Source organism: Micromonospora sp. C51 (assembly GCF_018070435.1).
Lineage (GTDB): Bacteria > Actinomycetota > Actinomycetes > Mycobacteriales > Micromonosporaceae > Micromonospora > Micromonospora sediminimaris.
Genome location: NZ_JAGPXQ010000018.1, coordinates 25,045 through 42,955 on the forward strand (window position 1 = coordinate 25,045; position 17,911 = coordinate 42,955).

Here is a 17,911-nt window from a genome sequence, read left to right on the forward strand (position 1 = left end):
GAATCACCAGTTGTCCTAACCGATCCCGCAGCCGGTTCCGTTGACCGTGCACCGGCTCGGATACTCCCCGCCCCCGGTACGCGTGAACCGCAGTTGCACCGACTGCTGGGCCCCGGCGGCGAGCTGACCGGTTCCGCCGAGCAGATACCAGCCAGGGCCCCTGATGGTCACCGATACCCCCGGGCCGCTGGAGGCCCGGATTCCGGTGACACCGCCGCTGAAACGCAACTCCACCTGCCAGTCGTCCGACCCGCTGGTGCCGTTGCTGACCACCAACTGGGCCTCGAAGTGATCCGCGTCGCCGCTGTCGAGCACCCGGTAGCTGGCGGTGACCGCCCCACCCCCGTCGGCCGGCGCCGCCGGGGCGGACGCGCTCGGCGACCCGCTGGCCTCCGGCCGCGCGGACGATCCGGTACGCGACGGATCGGTCGGCGGTGCCGGTGACCCGGACCGCGTGGGTGAGCCGGACGGTGTGACCGGGGCCGTCGCGGTGGGGCCGGTCGAGGTCGTCGACGGTGCCGTGGGCGCTGCCTCTCCGCTCTCGACGGCAGCTGTCGGCAGGCCCATCGGCGGGCCCGGCGTCCATGCCGATGGACGCTCGGGACCGCGGAACGACAGCAGCGCGACCACGAGCAGCACCGCCAGCACCGCGACGCCGACCAGCACCACCACCCAGGGCGCGGAGGCGATCATCCTGGGCAGGGCGTACCCACCGACTCCCCCACTGGCGGCGTCAACGTTCCGGTCACCGGTGGTATCACCACCCTGGTCACCGGTGGCATCGTCGTTGGCATCACCGGACGGCTGCACTGACATTGAGGTCCCCACTCGTCGTCGCCGACGGGCCAGCCTAGTCACGCCGGGCCGGGGCGCGAAACGGGCCGGTGACAAAGCCGCCCGACCCGCCCGACGCACCCGACACATCGACGCGCCGCACCTGGCCGGTCGGCGGCCGGGGCCGTACCGCTGGCTCAGCCCGTCCGCACGACAGTGCAGATCGCTGGCCCCTCCTCGGTGCTGCGCAGCAGGTAGCGGTACCGTTCGCCGGGCACCTGCCGGCCCTGGCTGTCCAGGAACTCCCAGCGCACCGCGACCTCCACGAGCAGGGCGGAAATCTGCTGCACCTGCTCGATGTCGGCGTGCGCCGCGACCAACTCACGCTCGGCGTAGTCCGGCGCGGCACCCACGAAGGACAGTGCGACGGCGGCCGGGGAGTTGAACGAGAAGCTGTAGGTGTCGGCCACCACCAGCCCGGGCAGGGCGTAGCAGCCGGCGATGGCCGGCAGGTCACCGGCGGTCAACGCCACGCCGTACCGGTCGAAGAAGTCGGTCAGCAGGTCGAGATCGGTGGAAGCAGTCACGCCGCAAGCAATTGCCGGGGGGTGCCTCGACGAAACCTCAACGGGGTGGGATCCGCACCTCGATCTCGCTGCCCAGCCGGGCACCCCCGTGCAGCCCCAGGTCGTCCCCGCTCCAGAACCGACCCGGGTCGTACCAGTTGGGCCGGCGTCCGACCGGCAGCAGACCCATCGCCTCGTAGGTGACCGCCACAACCTCCGCGCAGTACGCGGTTTCCAGGTCCAGATCCCGCGCTGCCGGAACGCGTCGCCGGGAGGCCGGCAGTGGCAACCGCGGCGACGGTACCCGCCCGCGCATCCAGCGCCAGGCCAGCTGGGCGGTGGACGGAAACGGTGTGCCGTCCAGCCGGGCGATGGTCCGCAGCACCGACCGCTCCATCTCCGCGTCGGCCGGCGGCTCGAGCTGGCGCAGCCAACCACGCTGGCCGTACCGGTTGGCCCAGACACAGGCCGCGTCCCGCAGGTCGTGCAACTGCACACCACGTTGGTGGGTACCGCTCCACAGGTCCGGTAGCGACCGACCCAGCTCGGCGTGCCACATCAGCGGTGGCATGTCGTCCAGCACCACCGCCATGCCCACATGGTTGACCGGGCTGTTGGTGGTCAACTGAATGGCCCGGTCAGGCACGCTGCGGCCACGGAAGACCCACAGATCGCCGGTACGGGTCAGCTCCACCGCCTCGTCCAGGCTGATGCTCATAGGGGACTACCCTAAGCGGATGCGGCGACGGATGCGGTGGTGGAAGGTCCTCGGGTTGGCCGGTCTGGCCGGTGTCGCGGCCTCCGGCGTGGTGATCGCCCGGGCGGAACGGCGGCGGCGCGCGTACACCCCGGAGGAGATCCGGGCCCGGTTGCGCGACCGGCACGCGGAGGCCAGCTCGAACTCCCCGGCCGACGAGGCCGGCTGAGTCGCCCTCAGTCCACGTCGATGTGGTTGCGGTCCCAACGGCCGCCGACCGGTTGGCTGTCCAGCCGCATCGCTCCCTCGGCGTTGCCGGCGAGGTCGTTGTCCTCGACCCGGCAGGAGACGCATGCCCCCTGATCACTGATCCACATGCCGTAACTCTGCGTCTGGTCGTCGCGGTTGTCCCAGATCCGGTTGCCGCGCACCATCGCCGACTCGAAGTGGGCGTTCACCGTGAAGCCGGCCCGTACCGGCGCCGCCGCCGGCAACTCATAACGTGCGCCAGGTGGTGGCACGTCCTCGTTCCAGGCGATCGCCGCATCCGGCCGCAGATCCGCCAGGTCCAGTTCCATCTCGGTGTTGCCGACCACCAGCGCCAGTCGGGACCCCACCTGGAGCAGCTTTCCGCGATGCCCGTCGGGTGCCCATGCCGCCGTCCGGTCCGACACCGCACGCCGGCCGTACCGCACCGACTCACCGGAGCCGGTGGCCGCCGGGGCGCACTGCCGCCCGTTGCTCCGGATCCGGTTGTTCGTCACCGCGGCGTCGACCATCGGCCGGTCCACCCGGATTCCGTCCAAACCGTTGTCCCAGAACTCGTTGCTGTCGATCACCACGTCCGAGGCCGGGCCTTCATAGCCGTCGCCCAGGCTGTGCTGGTGGTACCCGTACCAACCGTTGCCGCTGATCCGGTTGCCCCGGATCGTGTACGGCCCGGGGGTGTTGCCCATGCTGATCCCGTCGCGGACATTGCGGTCGATCACGCAGTCGCTGAGGATGCCACCTCGACCGGCGATGCCCGCCGTGCCATTGGCGGAGACGTCGAAACCGGCCTCCAGGTTCCCGGTGAGCGTGCAGGCGGAGACGATCAGGCCGTCGGCGCCCCAGTCCGAGATGCCGAACCGGTTGGCCTGGCTGTGACAGCCGATGATGCGGTACCCGCGCGGCGGCGTCCAGTACGGCTTCTGCAGTTCCAGGAAGATCCCGTTGGTGCCGTTGCCGAGGGTGGTGCAGTTGCTGATGGTGCACCGTTCCACCGCACCCCAGCCGCCGATGCCGATGCCGATGCCCGCGCCGCCCATCTCCTCACCGTTGTCCAGCCGACCACAGCCGACCACCACCACGCCGTCGATCAGACTGTCCTGAAGGAAGTCACAGCCGAGTCCGGTGGCGCCGGTGTGGTGGATGTACAGATTGCGGAAGACGCCCCGCACGACGTACTGCAGGCCGAGCCCTTTGGCCAGGTAGCTGTACTCCGCCATGGCCACGCCCGAGCCGTCGATCTCGAAGTCGGCGAAGGTGCAGTCGGCGATGTGCCGGTCCCGGTCGGCACCGTGCTGCACCGTGGTCCAGAAGGCAAGCGGTGTCGGGTCTGCCCGGTTACCTTCGTTGCTCAGCACGAACCGGGTGGCTCCAGGCCCCGCGCCGATAAGTGACACGCCGCTGCGCCAGATCGTGCCCGTGTCCCTGATCGAGTAGATGCCCGGCGGGCAGTAGATGACCCGCGCTCTGCTGTCGGCGGCGTACCCCTCACCCAGGCGGTCGACCAGCGCAGACAGCGCAGGCTGGTCGTTGGTGACCCCATCACCCCGAAGTCCGAAGTCAAGCGCGTCGCACCACAGCGGCGCCCCGGCGACCGGCGACAGACGTTCCCGGATGGCGACGGACCGGTCCTGCTGCCGCACGGCCTCTCCCCTCGGTCGTGACCTCCTGACCGCCGCCGCTTTCCCCTTCCCCCCGCCCGAAAACGCCCCGCCATGCCCACCCCGGGCCCCGGCTCAGGCAGGCGGGGCCGGCCGATGTGGCAACCATCGACCGTATGTCCGTTATTACACGGTTTGCGGTGACCCGGCTCACGTCTCGGACGGAATCGCGGACCCGGTCCGGTGGTTATACATGGCGTAACCACGAGCGCCCCCGAGCGCCGCACCCGGGCCCGGTCGGAATGACCTCCCGCCGCCGGGCGTTACACCCCCGGGACGCCGAAGGGCAGCCGCCTCCGCCGCGAGGATCCCCCGGAATGACCCCGGCCCACCCGGCGTTACACCCTCCCGGACATGCCGTCCCGAGCACCGAACGCCGGACGAGCGCGTAGCACGCCTTCCCCTTTCAACGCGAGGCTTGCCCGCTTCCCCCATCGCGGGCGCAGCCGCGCGCACCCCCGACCGAAAGGTGTGAAACTCATGGCTACCACCATCCTGCGCAAGACCGCTCTGACCATCGCCGCGGCCGCCGCCACCGCCGGTGGCATCGCCGGCCCCGCCGTGGCCGCCCAGGCCGCCCCCGCGACCAAGCCGGTCGTGCAGGTGCAGGCCGAGCGCAAGCCCGGCGGCGAGCGTCAGCTCGACGTGCGCTACCAGGCCCAGGACACCTTCTACTACTGTGGCCCCGCCGCCACCCGCAACGCCCTGTCCGTGCAGGGTAAGAACATCGACCAGCACGACATGGCCGAGCGGATGGGCACCACCGAGGCCGGCACCAACTCCATCAACGACATCACCCCGGTGCTGAACAAGGAGACCGGCAAGGACGTCTACCGGTCCGTCGAGATCGCCGGCGCCAAGGCCGACACCAAGCAGGCCGACAAGCTGCGCGAGGACGTGATTCGCACGGTCGACAACGGTCGGGCCGTGGTGGCCAACATCGCCGGCACCGCCACCGACACCGACGGCACCGCCCACAGCTTCGAGGGTGGCCACTACATCAGCGTCGTCGGCTACCGGGACGGTGGCGAGCAGGTGAAGATCGCCGACTCGGCCGACCCGAACCAGGCCTCCTACTGGCTGACCACCGAGGACCTGGCCAACTGGATCGCCACCCGCGGCTACGCCACCTCCTGACCAACCGAAAACACCACGAAGGGCCGACCCCACCCGGGGTCGGCCCTTCGTCGTCCCCACACCACACCACCCCTGCCCTGCCCCGCCCCACCCGGCTCCGCCGGATGCGACAACATCGGGGATGTTGCTGTGTCACGCCACGGCCAGGCGGCAACATCACCGATGTTGCTCCCTGACCACGCCCCGGCGCTCAGACACGGTCAGGGAGTGGTGGGGGTGAGGAACTCCAGGCGGTTGCCGTGGGCGTCGTGGGTGTGGAAGCGTCGCAGGCCGGGCAGGTCTTCGTCGCCCCAGGTGACCGGATGGCCCGCGGCGACCAGCCGGGCGGCGAGGGCGTCGAGATCGGGCCGCAGCAGGGCGGGGTGTGCCTTACGCGCCGGGCGGAAGTCGTCCTCCACACCGAGGTGCAGTTCGGCACCGTACCCCTGGAACCAGCAACCACCGCGGGCCGCGAGGGCGGGCGGCTTGGGTAGCTCGGTGAGGCCGAGGATGCCGACGTAGAAGGCCCGCGACAGGTCCTCCGAGCCCGGCGGGCAGGCCAGCTGTACGTGGTGGATCATGTCCGCACCTCCCGTCCTCACGATGACACCGGGTTGCGTGAATAGCAAGACGGACGTACGGTTTTATTGACGGCGAGAATCGGCGGTAAGTGTTGCCTAACCACGGCAGCACTCCGACCGGTGCGAAAGACTGCTCAGGACTACTCACGGTCGCTGGTGTGAAGGAGTACGACGTGGCGAGCCTCGACACCTTCGGTGCGAAGACCCAGCTACGCGTCGGAGACGCGAGCTACGAGATTTTCAAGATCAGCAAGGTGGAGGGCCAGGAACGGCTCCCCTACAGCCTGAAGATCCTGCTGGAAAACCTGCTGCGGACCGAGGACGGCGCGAACATCACCGCCGAGCACATCCGCCAGCTCGGTGCGTGGGACCCGACCGCGGACCCGAACGTCGAGATCCAGTTCACCCCGGCACGGGTGCTGATGCAGGACTTCACCGGCGTACCCTGCGTGGTCGATCTGGCGACCATGCGTGAGGCCGTCCGCGACCTCGGCGGCGACCCGACCAAGGTGAACCCCCTCGCCCCCGCCGAGCTGGTCATCGACCACTCGGTCATCGCCGACCTGTTCGGTCGCGAGGACGCCTTCGAGCGCAACGTCGAGTTGGAGTACACCCGCAACAAGGAGCGCTACCAGTTCCTGCGCTGGGGCCAGAGCGCGTTCAACGAGTTCAAGGTGGTCCCGCCCGGCACCGGCATCGTGCACCAGGTCAACATCGAGTACCTGGCCCGCACCGTGATGGAGCGCGGCGGCCAGGCGTACCCGGACACGGTCGTCGGCACCGACTCGCACACCACCATGGTCAACGGCCTGGGCGTGCTGGGCTGGGGTGTCGGCGGCATCGAGGCCGAGGCCGCCATGCTCGGCCAGCCGGTCAGCATGCTGATCCCGCGGGTCGTCGGGTTCAAGCTCTCCGGCGAGATGCCGGCTGGCACCACCGCCACCGACCTGGTCCTGACCATCACCGAGATGCTGCGCAAGCACGGCGTGGTCGGCAAGTTCGTCGAGTTCTACGGCCCCGGCGTGAGCGCGGTGCCGCTGGCCAACCGGGCCACCATCGGCAACATGTCCCCGGAGTACGGCTCCACCGTCGCGATCTTCCCGATCGACGCTGAGACCGTCCGCTACCTGGAGCTGACCGGCCGCGACGCGCAGCAGGTCGCGCTGGTCGAGGCGTACGCCAAGGAGCAGGGCCTCTGGCACGACCCGGACCACGAGCCGGTCTACTCCGAGCAGCTGGAACTCGACCTGGGCACCATCGAGCCCTCCCTCGCCGGGCCGAAGCGCCCGCAGGACCGGGTGCCGCTCGGCAACGCCAAGACCCTGTTCCGCTCGGCGCTCACCGACTACGTGTCCGCCGACGAGACCGGCGGCGACCCGGGCCGCAAGCCGGGCGTCCCGCAGCAGGAGCAGCCGTACGGCGTGACCGGCCACGCCGACGAGGCCAGCGCCGAGTCGTTCCCGGCCAGCGACTCCCCGGCCAACGGGATCGACGACCCGGCCGACGCGCCCCGTGAGCTGGTCAACTCCGCGGTGGGCTCTGGCGGACGGGCCAGCAACCCGATCCGGGTCACCGGCGCCGACGGCACCGAGTTCGAGCTGGACCACGGCGCCGTGGTGATCGCCGCGATCACCTCCTGCACCAACACCTCCAACCCGCAGGTGATGATCGGCGCGGCGCTGCTCGCCCGCAACGCCGTGGACAAGGGCCTGAACCGCAAGCCGTGGGTGAAGACCACCCTCGCGCCCGGCTCCAAGGTCGTGATGGACTACTACGAGCGGGCCGGTCTCACGCCGTACCTGGAGAAGCTCGGCTTCCACCTGGTCGGCTACGGCTGCACCACCTGCATCGGCAACTCCGGCCCGCTGCCGGAGGAGATCTCCGCGGCGGTGAACGAGGCCGACCTCGCCGTCGTCTCGGTGCTCTCCGGCAACCGGAACTTCGAGGGCCGGATCAACCCGGACGTGAAGATGAACTACCTGGCCTCCCCGCCGCTGGTGGTGGCGTACGCCCTGGCCGGCACGATGGACATCGACCTGGCCAACGAGCCGCTCGGTGAGGACAGCGAAGGCAACCCGGTCTTCCTGCGCGACATCTGGCCGAGCACCACCGAGATCCAGGACGTCATCGCCTCCGCGATCGGCGCCACCGGCTTCAGCGCCGCGTACGCCGACGTCTTCGCCGGTGACGAGCGCTGGCAGTCCCTGCCGACCCCGACCGGAGACACCTTCGCCTGGGACGGCGACTCCACCTACGTCCGCAAGCCCCCGTACTTCGAGGGCATGGGGCGCCTGCCGGCGCCTGTTTCCGACATCGGTCCGGCTCGGGTACTGGCCAAGCTCGGCGACTCGGTGACCACCGACCACATCTCGCCGGCCGGATCCATCAAGGCCGACTCCCCCGCCGGGCAGTACCTCGCCGAGCACGGCGTGCCGCGCCACGAGTTCAACTCCTACGGCTCCCGCCGGGGCAACCACGAGGTGATGATCCGGGGCACCTTCGCCAACATCCGGCTGCGCAACCAGCTCGTCCCCGGGGTGGAGGGCGGCTTCACGGTCAACCACCTGACCGGGGAGCAGACCTCGATCTACGACGCCTCCATGGCCTACCAGGAGGCGGGCGTGCCGCTGGTCATCCTGGCCGGCAAGGAGTACGGTTCCGGCTCGTCGCGGGACTGGGCGGCCAAGGGCACCATGCTGCTCGGGGTGCAGGCGGTCATCGCCGAGTCGTACGAGCGGATCCACCGTTCCAACCTGATCGGGATGGGCGTGCTGCCGTTGCAGTTCCCCGCCGGGGAGAACGCCGAGTCGCTGGGGCTGACCGGCACCGAGACGTTCACCATCACCGGGGTGACCGCGCTCAACGACGGCGACACTCCGCGCACGGTGAAGGTCACCACCGACGGCGGTGTGGAGTTCGACGCGGTGGTGCGGATCGACACCCCGGGTGAGGCGGACTACTACCGGCACGGCGGCATCCTGCAGTACGTGCTGCGGCGCATGATCGCCAACTGACCGCGATGCCATGAGGGCTCCCACCCGTCGGGGTGGGAGCCCTCACGTCGTGTGGTGTCCCGTCAGTCGGCGCGCCGTGCCTCCCGAATCTTCATGGCGTGCTCCACCAGCGTGATGAGCACCTGCTTCACCGACTCCCGCTGCCGGGCGTCGCAGAGCAGCACCGGCACCTCGGGATCGAGGTTCAGCGCCGCCTGCACCTCGTCGAGCCGGTACTGGCGGGCTCCCTCGAAGCAGTTGACCGCGACGAGGAACGGCGTCCCCCGACCCTCGAAGTAGTCGATGGAGGGGAAGCAGTCGGCCAGCCGACGGGTGTCGGCGAGCACCACCGCGCCGATCGCGCCGAGCGCCAACTCGTCCCAGACAAACCAGAACCGGTCCTGACCCGGGGTGCCGAAGAGGTACAGCACCAGGTCGTCGCTGATGGTGATCCGGCCGAAGTCCATCGCGACGGTGGTGGTCCGCTTCGTCTCGACGCCTTCCAGGTCGTCGATGCCCACTCCCGATTCGGTAAGCACCTCCTCGGTCCGCAGCGGACGCGTCTCGCTTACCGCGCCGACCAACGTGGTCTTACCCACCCCGAACCCGCCGGCGATCAGTATTTTGATCGCTGTGGGCAGAGCCGCCGTGTCCGACGGCCGCTCAGCATGCCCGTAGTCCATTGATAACCGCCTCGAAGATGCTGTGTGCCGACGATCGCCAGGTGCAACGGGCCCAGGCCGGCGGGCCGGTGACCGGGCGGGCCCGGCCGCCGGTCACCGCGTTCCCTCCACCGTCATCCGGCCTACTGTTCCCCGTTGGCCTGCTCGGCTGGCCGTGACGGCGAGGCGACATACCTGCCGACCCGGGTGATCAGCATGGCCATTTCGTACGCGATCAGCCCGACGTCGGCGTCCTCACTGGCCAGCACCGCCAGACAGGCGTTACGCCCGGCGGCTGTGACGAACAGGAACGACGACTGCATCTCGATGATCGTCTGCTGCACCTGCCCGCCGCCGAAACGCTTGCCGGCGCCGCGGGCCAGGCTCTGGATGCCGGCCGCCATCGCCGCCAGGTGCTCACCGTCGTCGCGGCTGAGCCCCTGCGAGGAGGCCATCAGCAGACCGTCGGCGGACAGCGCGACCGCGTGTTCGGCCTGCTTGACCCGGCCAACCAGATCATCCAGCAACCACGTCAGGTCGGCACTCGAAGCCGTCTTCTGCGCCACTTCGTCGTCCTCTTCTCCCCCGGCTCATCGCCGCGCTCACTTGGGCCTGACCGTTCTCCCCGGCTCGCCGGGCAGCGCACCTCGGTCAGGTCGCCTGTTGATCGGCGTCCTCGGGCTCATCGTCGGGCCCGGACCGACCGCCAGCACCGAGCAGCCGTGCGGCATCGGAACGTCCGCGCCGGGTGCCGGTCTGGTACGAACTCATCATGCGCCGCACCTGTTCGGGCTCGCGGACCACGTCCTCGTCCGCTTGCACCGCCTCGGGCTCGGCCCGCAACGCCGGAGCCAGGCTCGCCTGGCGTACCCGGACCGGCAGGCCCGACTCGGTGCGGGTCGGCTCGATCTCGGCAGGCATGGGGCCGCCCGGGGTCACCGGCTCGGCCGGCTGACCGGCGGCGGGGCCTTCACCGCTTCCGGTGCCGGGATCGCTTGTCCGGTGCGGCGGCCACGGTGGGCCGTCGCCGGACGGTGACGTGACCGGCAGTCCGATCGGAATTGTCGGTCCGTCCCAGGCAACGGAGCGCCCGGCACGGGACCGAGACATGCTCGGCAGCCCGGCACCGTCGGCACCGTCACCGCCGCTTGAGTGCACAATCTCCGCCGGTGTCTCCCGGCCGGTACCGATCGCGCCACCGTCGCCGGTGGGCTGTGCCGCGGCGTCCGCGGGTCGTCCCCCCGTCATGCTCGGCTCAGCCTCGTCAACGATCAGATCGCTCGGGATCAACACCACGGCGGTCGTCCCGCCGTACGCCGACTCCTTGAGCCGGACCCGCACGCCGTGCCGGTCGGTCAGCCGGCTCACCAGGTAGAGGCCCAGCCGGGACGTGTCGGCGAGGTCCAGCTCGGAACGGTCCCCGATGCGGTGGTTGGCGGCGGCGAGGTCCTCCTCGGTCATGCCCAGACCACGGTCCTCGATCTCGATGGCGAAGCCGTTGGCGACCAGTTCTCCGCGTACCTCGACGTTGGTGTGTGGCGGAGAGAACGACAGTCCGTTCTCGATCAGTTCGGCGAGCAGGTGGATGACGTCACCTACGGCCCGCCCGGCCAGCGACACACCGCCGATCGAGAGCAGGGTGACCCGGGTGTAGTCCTCGACCTCACCGACCGCACCCCGGACCACGTCCACCATCGGGACGCTGCGGCGCCACGCCCGGCCGGGGGTCGCGCCGGAGAGCACGATGAGGTTTTCCGCGTGACGTCGTACCCGGGTGGCCAGGTGGTCGACGCGGAACAGGTCTGCCAGTTCCTCGGCGTCCCGCTCGCGGCGTTCCATCGCGTCGAGCAGGGTGAGCTGGCGGTGCACCACGGCCTGGGTACGCCGGGCCAGGCTCAGGGACACCTCGCGCGCGGACCCACGCAGCTCGGCCTGCTCGACCGCGGTGCGGACGGCACCCTCCTGCACCACGTTGAAGGCCCGACCCACCTGGCCGAACTCGTCGTCATCGAAGCGCAGCGCTGGCATCTCCTTGGCGACGTCCACCTGCTCACCGCGCCCGAGCCGCTCCGCCACACTCGGCAACCGTTCGTTGGCGAGTCGGAACGCCGCATCGCGCAGTCGTTGCAGCTGCTGTGCCAGCGCCCGTGCCGTGGTGATCGAGACGACCACCGAGGCGATGACCGCGAGCAGGCCGAGACCCGCGACGAGGACCAGCCGGACGATGACACCGATCGCGACCGGCGTGGCCCGCTTGACGATGTCGTCACCGCCAGCCAGCACCACGTCACCGATCTCGATCAGCGCCGGAGCGGTGGTGTCGGACCAGTCCGAGGTCGAGAACGGCAGTCGGTAGGTGGTGCCGTTGCCGGTCATCACCTGGGATTCCAGGTCGGCCAGTCGCCGGAAGCTCGCCCCGGTGACCATCTGCTCGTAGCGGCGCTGATCAGCTTCGGGCAGCCGGACGATCGCCTGCTCGGCGACGAACTGACGGGCACCGACGACCCGGGTGAACTCGGCCCGCTCGACCGAGGTGATCCGGCCTGCGGCGAGCACGCCGGCCAGCATGGCGTCCTCCTGGGACAACAGCTCCCGGGCACGGTCGAGCCGGATCAGTTGTGTGGTGTCCTCGGCGATCTGCTCGTCGTCGAGATTGCCGAGTTCGTCGTACACCTGGTAGATCGACTCGATCAGCTCGGTGAACCTCGCACCGGCGTCGCCGCGGCCGATGTTGCGCCCGTCGACGGCAGTACGCGTGTCGGGCAGCGCGGCCAATCGCCGCTCCAGCTCCGCGATACGGTCGTGCAGCGCATCGCTGCCGAACACGCCGACCTGCCAGTCGTCGGTCGACTCGACGAACTCGGCGGCCAGTCGGTCGGTACGGGCACGCAGCCGCGTCAGCTCGTCAAGCTGCGCCTCCCGCGGGCGTCCGAGATAGACCAGCGAGGTGCGCCGTTCCAGCTGCAACTGCAACAGCAGCGGCTCGGTGGGATCGAACACCTGCGCGTCGAGCGCCTGCACACCGAACAGGTTCGCTCCATCGCGGACGGTAACCCAGGCGGCGAAGCTCCAGAGCGCCACCAGCGCGGCCAGCAGGGCCACCACCTTGGCACGCAGCTTCGTACTGCGGGAACCCATCACACCGTCCCTGGCCCTGAGCTAGTTGACCGGTCAGTCAGGAGCGAGCCACACAGCACACCGGCCCCGGCGCAACCTAACAACGTCACCGCAGCAACTCAAGCGCTGGTGATCATGTGCTGGTCGACCCGGGTCACCCCGACCGCGGGGTACCCGGTCCGGCGGCCAGAGCGCCGGCCGCCGGGCCGGCCGCACCGTCGCCCGCACGATGAGCGGCGGTGGGCGGCTGCCGGGGCGCATCGGCCGCTCTGTGCGATTCGCCGACGGGAATGCGAGCCGTGGTCGGCCCCGCTGTGCCAGGCTCAGGGACATGGACGACAAGACCATCCTGAGCCGGATCTCGGATCTGGTTGACGAGGAGCACCGGCTGCGCGCACAGGCGCAGGCCCACGAGACGGGCACCGACGACGACGCCCGCACCCGCCTGCGGGAGCTGGAGGAGTCCCTCGACCAGTGCTGGGATCTGCTGCGCCGCCGCCGTGCCGCTCGGCAGGCCCATGGCGATCCTGAGGCCCAGGGCGCCCGCCCGACGTCCGAGGTCGAGCGCTATCTGCAGTGAATCCCGCTCGCCCACGCCTCGCGACGGGCTCCGGGTGGCGGTGGCCACCACCCGGAGCCCGTCGGTCAGGCCAGACCGGCCTCGCGGCACAGCAGTTCGGTGAGCACCGTCGGGTCCACGAGGTCCGCTGGCAGTCCCCGGGCGGCGAACCAGGCGGCGACGATCCGGACATCGCGGGCCAGGAACTCCCGCCCCTGCGGGTTCACCACCACGTCGACCACCTGCGGAAGGTCGATCAGCGCCAGCCGCCCCGCGTGCACCAGCAGGTTGTACGGCGACAGGTCGCCGTGCGCGTACCCGGCCCGGGCCAGGACGACAAGTGCGTCGACCAGTTGCCCCCACAGCTCACGTAGTTCGGCCGGTGCTGGGCGCAACTCGGCCAGCCGGGGTGCGGCGCGTCCCTCCTCGGCGTCGCCGAGGAACTCCAGCATCAGCTCGGTGCCCCGCAACTGCACCGGGTACGGCACGGTGATGGTGCCGTAGCGCTGGCCGATCTCCCAGAGCCGGCTCAGGGCGGCGAACTCCGCCGCCGCCCACTGTCCGGCGATCATCTGCCGGCCGAACGCGGTCCGGCCGGTCATCGCCCGCATCTCACGTGACCGGCGCACCCGGCGCCCTTCGAGGTAACCCGCGTCCCGGTGAAACAGCCGGTGCCGAGGATCCCGGTATCGTTTCGCCGCCAGCAGGCAGGACCGGTCGGTGCCGGGGAGACCCCGGCGCACCAGGTGAACGTCGGCCTCCTTGCCGGTCTTGAGCACACCGAGCTCGGTGTCCTTCGCCGCCAGCTCGGTGACCAGCCAGTGCGGGTGGGGCTGCGGGCCGTGCAGCGCATCGTCCCAGGAGGACCACGTTTCGTCGGTACCCGGGTCGGGCTCGTCGGGGTCGGTGGGAGCGGGGCCGGTCGCCCGGCCGCGCTTCAGGAAGTGCGGTTCGTCGTCGTCGAAGCGGCGTCGGCCGCGGGTTCGGCGCTCGGGCGCCGGAAAGTCGTGATCGCGCATGGCGCTGGTAATCCCTTGGTCGAGGTGTGGGGAGGCAGGAAGTGACCTGCGAAGACGGCCATGACCGACCCCCTTTCCTCGACCGGGCGCACGCCCGGAGTGCACGATGCGTGGACCATGCTCGTGGGCGGGTCCGACCGGGTCAACCGAATTAGCGCGACTCAGGCACCCATGATCTCGGCGATGGCGGCGATCACGGTGTCCACCGTCGCCGTGGGTGCGAACCGGGCGTCGGTCCAGGGTCGCCCCCGGTGCAGCCAGATGCTGGGCAGGCCGACGGCGGTGGCTCCGCCGATGTCCGCCTCCGGGCCGTCCCCGACCACCCAGGCGCCGCGGAGCGGCATTCTGGCCCGCTGCGCGGCGAGCGCGAAGATGCGGGGGTTGGGCTTGCTGACCCCGGCATCTTCGGAGATCACCCAGTCGGCGATGTACCGGTCCAACCCGGTGCGGCGGATCTTGGTGTCCTGCTGCCGAACCGCGCCGTTGGTCACCACGACCGGCATCCAGCCGGCGTCGTCGGCGATCCGTAGGGCGCACGCCACCAGCGGGTCCAGCCGGGTGAACTCGACCACCCCGTCGTGCAGTTCCTCCACCAGGTCGATGGAGGGGATCCGCAACCGATAGCGGTCCCGGATCGCGTCCGCCACGTCCCAGCGGTCCGTCAATCCGTCGGCGTCGATTGATAGCAACCACTCGATGTCGTGCGGCGGCGCCCCGATGCCGTCGAGGAAGCGCTCTGCCCAGGTGCGGAACGGCCCGGCCCGATCGAGCAGGGTGTTGTCCAGGTCCAGCAGGAGCAGCGGCACTCGGGCACCTTACGGGAATCGGGTACCTCGCCGACAGGGCGGAAGGTTACGCGGTGGTGTCGGTCCGGAACAGCCGTCGCATGCGGCCGACCACCCAGGAAGCAAGCCGTACGTACGGTTTGCGTCAGTCGAGGGGAACTGACACGATCGACACGTGCCCAGAGTAAGCCAGGATCAGCTCGACGCCCGCCGCCAGGAAATCCTCGCCGCCGCGCGAGCCTGCTTCGCCCGGCACGGCTACGAGGGCGCGACCGTGCGACGCCTGGAGGAGGCCACCGGCCTCTCCCGTGGCGCCATCTTCCACCACTTCCGGGACAAGGACTCCCTCTTCCTCGCCGTCGCCGAGGACGACGCGGCCACGATGGTGGAGACGGTGGCCCGCAACGGGCTGGTCCAGGTCATGCGTGACCTGCTCGCCCGGGCGGTCTCCCCGGACACCACCGGCTGGCTGGGCAGCCAACTGGAGGTGTCGCGACGCCTGCGTACCGACCCGACCTTCGCCACCCGCTGGGCACAGCGGTCGGCCGCCATCGCCGAGGCGACCCGGGACCGGCTGGCCCGTCAACGGGAAGCCGGCGTACTCCGCGAGGACATTCCCATCGACGTGCTGGCCCGTTTCCTCGAGCTCGCCTACGACGGGCTGGTGCTGCACCTGGCCATGGGCCGACCCGCCGGTGACCTGGGCGCGGTGCTCGACCTGGTCGAGGAAGCGGTGCGCCGACGCTGAACCCGTCAGGTAACGAGAAGATAACTCGGCCGTACGGGCAGCCGGATGCTGGCATCGCCGCTCCACAATGAAGCCGCGTTCCCTCGCGTGACAGGAGCAGGCCATGACGGGTTTCGCGGTCGATTACGACACCTGGGGAGTTCCCGGTCCCACCTTCATCACGCTCTACCTGGTGGCCACGGTGATCGCCGTCACCGTCGTGCTGATCCGCCGCCGGGCGTTGCTGGGCGGCCGTGCCGCTCCCCCCGCCGACCAGCTGAACCCACAGCAGGTCGCCTACCTCAACGGCGGCGACGACTTCGCCGTCTGGACCTCGCTGGGCACGCTGCGCAGCCAGGGCGCGATCGGCGTCCACCCGGACCGTCGGCTGACCGCCGACGGTCCGCTGCCGCCCGCCGCCACCCCACTCGACCGGGCCATCCACTACGCCGCGACGCAGCGCACCCCGGCTCGGGAGGTACGACGCACCGAGTGGGTCGAGCGGGCCCTCACCGAACTGCGCGACGGGCTCGACAAGCGCGGTCTCGCGATCGGCCCGGACCGACGGGCGGCCCTACGCCACGCTCCGCTGCTGCTGGTCGCACTGCTGGCGCTCGGTGTCGCCCGGATCGTCGCCGGGCTCGCCAACGATCGCCCGGTCTGGTACCTGGTGCTCACCGTCGTCGCGCTCGGCGCACTGACCACCGTGCTGCTCGTCCGGGTGCCCCGCCGTACCCGGGCAGCCGAGGCCGCCCTGCGGACACTACGCCAGCGCAACCGGCACCTCGCACCCACCGCGAACCCGGCGTACGCCACCTATGGAGCGGCGGGAGCCGCCATGGCGGTGGCCCTGTACGGCACCGCGTCGCTCTGGGCACTCGATCCGACCTTCGCCCAGCAGGCCGAGATCCAACGCCAAGCCGTGGCCGGCGGCGCGACGTCCACCGGCGGGTGTGGCGGCGGGAGCACCGCGGGAGCAGGCGACGGCGGCTGCGGTGGAGGTGGGGGCTGTGGTGGCGGCGGGTGCGGCGGATGAACACCCCGCGTGGTGTGGGGATCGGCTGGCGCCCGGAAATCGCCGGGTTCGTCGCCGAGCTGCCCGGCCTGCGCTTCGTCGAGGTGATCGCCGAGTCGGTACCGGCCGCCGGACCACCCCCGGACGACCTGATCGAGCTGCGCGACCGCGGCGTCACCGTGGTGCCGCACGGCGTGCGGCTCTCCCTCGGCGGCGCGGAACCGGTCGATCCGACCCGGGTCGCCCACCTGGCGGCCGTCGCGCAGCAGCTGGCGGCTCCCCTGGTCAGTGAGCACATCGCTTTCGTCCGGGCTGGCGGCCTGGAGGCCGGCCACCTGCTACCCCTGCCCCGCACCCACGAAGCGGTCGACGCGATCTGCGCCAACGTCGCCCGCGCCCAGGCGGACCTGCCGGTGCCGCTCGCGCTGGAACCGATCGCCGCCCTGTTCGACTGGCCGGACGACGAACTCGACGAGGCGGCGTTTCTCAACGAGATCCTCGACCGCACCGGAGCCCTGCTGCTGCTCGACGTCGCCAACGTGTATGCCAACGCCCGCAACCGCGGCACCGACCCGCTCGCGCTGCTGGACCGACTGCCGCTGGAACGGGTCGCGTACCTGCACGTCGCGGGCGGCGCCGAGGGTGGTGGCTTCTACCACGACACGCACACCGATCCGGTCGGGCGGGAGGTGTTGGAGTTGCTCGCCGAGCTGTGCGCCCGGCACCGCCCACCGGCGGCCCTGCTGGAACGCGACGGACACTACCCGCCGGCGGCCGAGCTGCGCACCGAACTGGACGCCGTCGCCGCCGCCTGCGGCTTTCCGGTGGTGACGTGACGCCGACCGGGGCGGGGCCGGCCGGTCCGGCCGGAAAACCGGTCGGATCGCTCGCCTCGCGACAGGCGGAACTGGTCGCGGCCCTGGTGGCCGGCGGTCCGCCGCCGCCCGGCTTCGCAACCGGTCCGTTGGCCGCCGCCCGTGCCGCGTTGCTGCGCAAGCGGGCCGGCGAGGTCGCCCGACACTGGCCGTTGCTCGCCGCCGGGCTCGGCCCCACCTGGCCGACGGTGTTCGTCGAGTGGGCGGCCGACCGACCCACCGGCGGCGGGTTACGCGACGGCTGGGACCTGGCCCGTGCACTGCACGCCCGCGCCGCCCTGCCGGCACTCGGCGCCGAGGAACTGGCCGTCCGGGAGGCGCAGTTCCGCTACGACGGGCAGCGGGCACCGCGCCGCCGCCGGGCACCCGCCGTCGGCCGGGTCGGCGGCGTGCTCGCCCTTCAGGTCGCCGGCCGGGTACGCCTGCTGCGCCCGGCCCGCCCCTGAACCTGACCCACGACCGGGGCTGTTTCCGGCCCGGCGGGCTGGGGCAGGATC

At 70.8% G+C, this 17,911-nt stretch carries 18 protein-coding genes; 8 read left to right on the plus strand and 10 right to left on the minus strand.

Annotation, left to right across the window (positions count from 1 at the left end; all coding sequences use genetic code 11):
* Window positions 1-15: 15 nt before the first annotated feature.
* The 3 genes from KBX50_RS18750 to KBX50_RS18760 form a co-directional block, all read right to left on the minus strand.
* A complete protein-coding gene (locus tag KBX50_RS18750; protein WP_210938422.1) occupies window positions 16-816 on the minus strand; it encodes a hypothetical protein in 801 nt (266 codons plus the stop codon).
* A 155-nt stretch (window positions 817-971) separates the two neighbouring features.
* A complete protein-coding gene (locus KBX50_RS18755) occupies window positions 972-1,361 on the minus strand; it encodes a hypothetical protein (protein WP_093407440.1) in 390 nt (129 codons plus the stop codon).
* A 37-nt stretch (window positions 1,362-1,398) separates the two neighbouring features.
* Window positions 1,399-2,058 (minus strand): hypothetical protein, encoded by a 660-nt coding sequence (locus KBX50_RS18760; RefSeq protein ID WP_210938423.1) that lies wholly within the window; start codon window positions 2,056-2,058, stop codon window positions 1,399-1,401.
* Between the two features lie 19 nt (window positions 2,059-2,077).
* Between KBX50_RS18760 and KBX50_RS18765 the strand changes: the two genes are divergently transcribed.
* The gene (locus KBX50_RS18765) at window positions 2,078-2,266 is read left to right on the plus strand and encodes a hypothetical protein (protein ID WP_170863509.1); all 189 of its coding nucleotides are present in this window, start codon (window positions 2,078-2,080) and stop codon (window positions 2,264-2,266) included.
* Window positions 2,267-2,273: 7 nt separating this feature from the next.
* On the opposite strand, the gene KBX50_RS18770 is transcribed toward KBX50_RS18765, so the two are convergent.
* Window positions 2,274-3,947, minus strand: a complete 1,674-nt coding sequence (locus KBX50_RS18770; RefSeq protein WP_210938424.1) for a right-handed parallel beta-helix repeat-containing protein — start codon at window positions 3,945-3,947, stop codon at window positions 2,274-2,276.
* Between the two features lie 498 nt (window positions 3,948-4,445).
* Between KBX50_RS18770 and KBX50_RS18775 the strand changes: the two genes are divergently transcribed.
* Window positions 4,446-5,102 (plus strand): C39 family peptidase, encoded by a 657-nt coding sequence (locus KBX50_RS18775; RefSeq protein ID WP_210938425.1) that lies wholly within the window; start codon window positions 4,446-4,448, stop codon window positions 5,100-5,102.
* Between the two features lie 200 nt (window positions 5,103-5,302).
* Here KBX50_RS18775 and KBX50_RS18780 read toward each other — a convergent pair whose 3' ends face one another.
* Window positions 5,303-5,662, minus strand: a complete 360-nt coding sequence (locus KBX50_RS18780; RefSeq protein WP_210938426.1) for a glyoxalase — start codon at window positions 5,660-5,662, stop codon at window positions 5,303-5,305.
* A gap of 158 nt (window positions 5,663-5,820) precedes the next feature.
* Here KBX50_RS18780 and KBX50_RS18785 point away from each other — a divergent pair, with 158 nt between their 5' ends.
* Window positions 5,821-8,676, plus strand: a complete 2,856-nt coding sequence (locus tag KBX50_RS18785) for an aconitate hydratase (protein WP_210938428.1) — start codon at window positions 5,821-5,823, stop codon at window positions 8,674-8,676.
* 62 nt (window positions 8,677-8,738) lie between these two features.
* Here the strand turns inward: KBX50_RS18785 and KBX50_RS18790 are convergent, their stop codons facing one another.
* The 3 genes from KBX50_RS18790 to KBX50_RS18800 all read right to left on the minus strand — a co-directional run bounded on the left by KBX50_RS18790 (window position 8,739) and on the right by KBX50_RS18800 (window position 12,455).
* Window positions 8,739-9,338: an ATP/GTP-binding protein gene (locus KBX50_RS18790; protein WP_210938430.1), complete on the minus strand. Its 600-nt coding sequence runs from the start codon at window positions 9,336-9,338 to the stop codon at window positions 8,739-8,741.
* 122 nt (window positions 9,339-9,460) lie between these two features.
* A complete protein-coding gene (locus KBX50_RS18795; protein ID WP_210938432.1) occupies window positions 9,461-9,883 on the minus strand; it encodes a roadblock/LC7 domain-containing protein in 423 nt (140 codons plus the stop codon).
* Between the two features lie 85 nt (window positions 9,884-9,968).
* Window positions 9,969-12,455 carry a nitrate- and nitrite sensing domain-containing protein gene (locus tag KBX50_RS18800; RefSeq protein ID WP_210938434.1) on the minus strand — a complete coding sequence of 829 codons (2,487 nt, stop codon included), beginning with the start codon at window positions 12,453-12,455 and terminating at the stop codon, window positions 9,969-9,971.
* Window positions 12,456-12,765: 310 nt separating this feature from the next.
* Here KBX50_RS18800 and KBX50_RS18805 point away from each other — a divergent pair, with 310 nt between their 5' ends.
* Window positions 12,766-13,014: a DUF2630 family protein gene (locus KBX50_RS18805; protein WP_210938436.1), complete on the plus strand. Its 249-nt coding sequence runs from the start codon at window positions 12,766-12,768 to the stop codon at window positions 13,012-13,014.
* A 65-nt stretch (window positions 13,015-13,079) separates the two neighbouring features.
* Here KBX50_RS18805 and KBX50_RS18810 read toward each other — a convergent pair whose 3' ends face one another.
* Together KBX50_RS18810 and KBX50_RS18815 are read right to left on the minus strand one after the other, a co-directional pair.
* Window positions 13,080-14,012, minus strand: coding sequence for a serine protein kinase RIO (locus KBX50_RS18810; RefSeq protein WP_210938438.1), 933 nt, complete (start codon window positions 14,010-14,012; stop codon window positions 13,080-13,082).
* A 161-nt stretch (window positions 14,013-14,173) separates the two neighbouring features.
* Window positions 14,174-14,818, minus strand: coding sequence for an HAD family hydrolase (locus KBX50_RS18815; protein ID WP_210938439.1), 645 nt, complete (start codon window positions 14,816-14,818; stop codon window positions 14,174-14,176).
* 154 nt (window positions 14,819-14,972) lie between these two features.
* Between KBX50_RS18815 and KBX50_RS18820 the strand changes: the two genes are divergently transcribed.
* The 4 genes from KBX50_RS18820 to KBX50_RS18835 all read left to right on the plus strand — a co-directional run bounded on the left by KBX50_RS18820 (window position 14,973) and on the right by KBX50_RS18835 (window position 17,860).
* On the plus strand, window positions 14,973-15,545 hold the full coding sequence (locus KBX50_RS18820; protein WP_093401424.1) for a TetR/AcrR family transcriptional regulator: 573 nt from the start codon (window positions 14,973-14,975) through the stop codon (window positions 15,543-15,545).
* Between the two features lie 103 nt (window positions 15,546-15,648).
* Window positions 15,649-16,560 (plus strand): TIGR04222 domain-containing membrane protein, encoded by a 912-nt coding sequence (locus tag KBX50_RS18825; RefSeq protein ID WP_210938440.1) that lies wholly within the window; start codon window positions 15,649-15,651, stop codon window positions 16,558-16,560.
* Window positions 16,557-17,375: a DUF692 domain-containing protein gene (locus KBX50_RS18830; RefSeq protein ID WP_210938441.1), complete on the plus strand. Its 819-nt coding sequence runs from the start codon at window positions 16,557-16,559 to the stop codon at window positions 17,373-17,375. The genes KBX50_RS18825 and KBX50_RS18830 overlap by 4 nt, the downstream gene beginning before the upstream one ends.
* Complete coding sequence (locus KBX50_RS18835; protein WP_210938442.1) at window positions 17,372-17,860, plus strand: hypothetical protein; 489 nt, start codon at window positions 17,372-17,374, stop codon at window positions 17,858-17,860. Before KBX50_RS18830 ends, KBX50_RS18835 begins: the two co-directional genes overlap by 4 nt.
* Window positions 17,861-17,911: the final 51 nt, after the last annotated feature.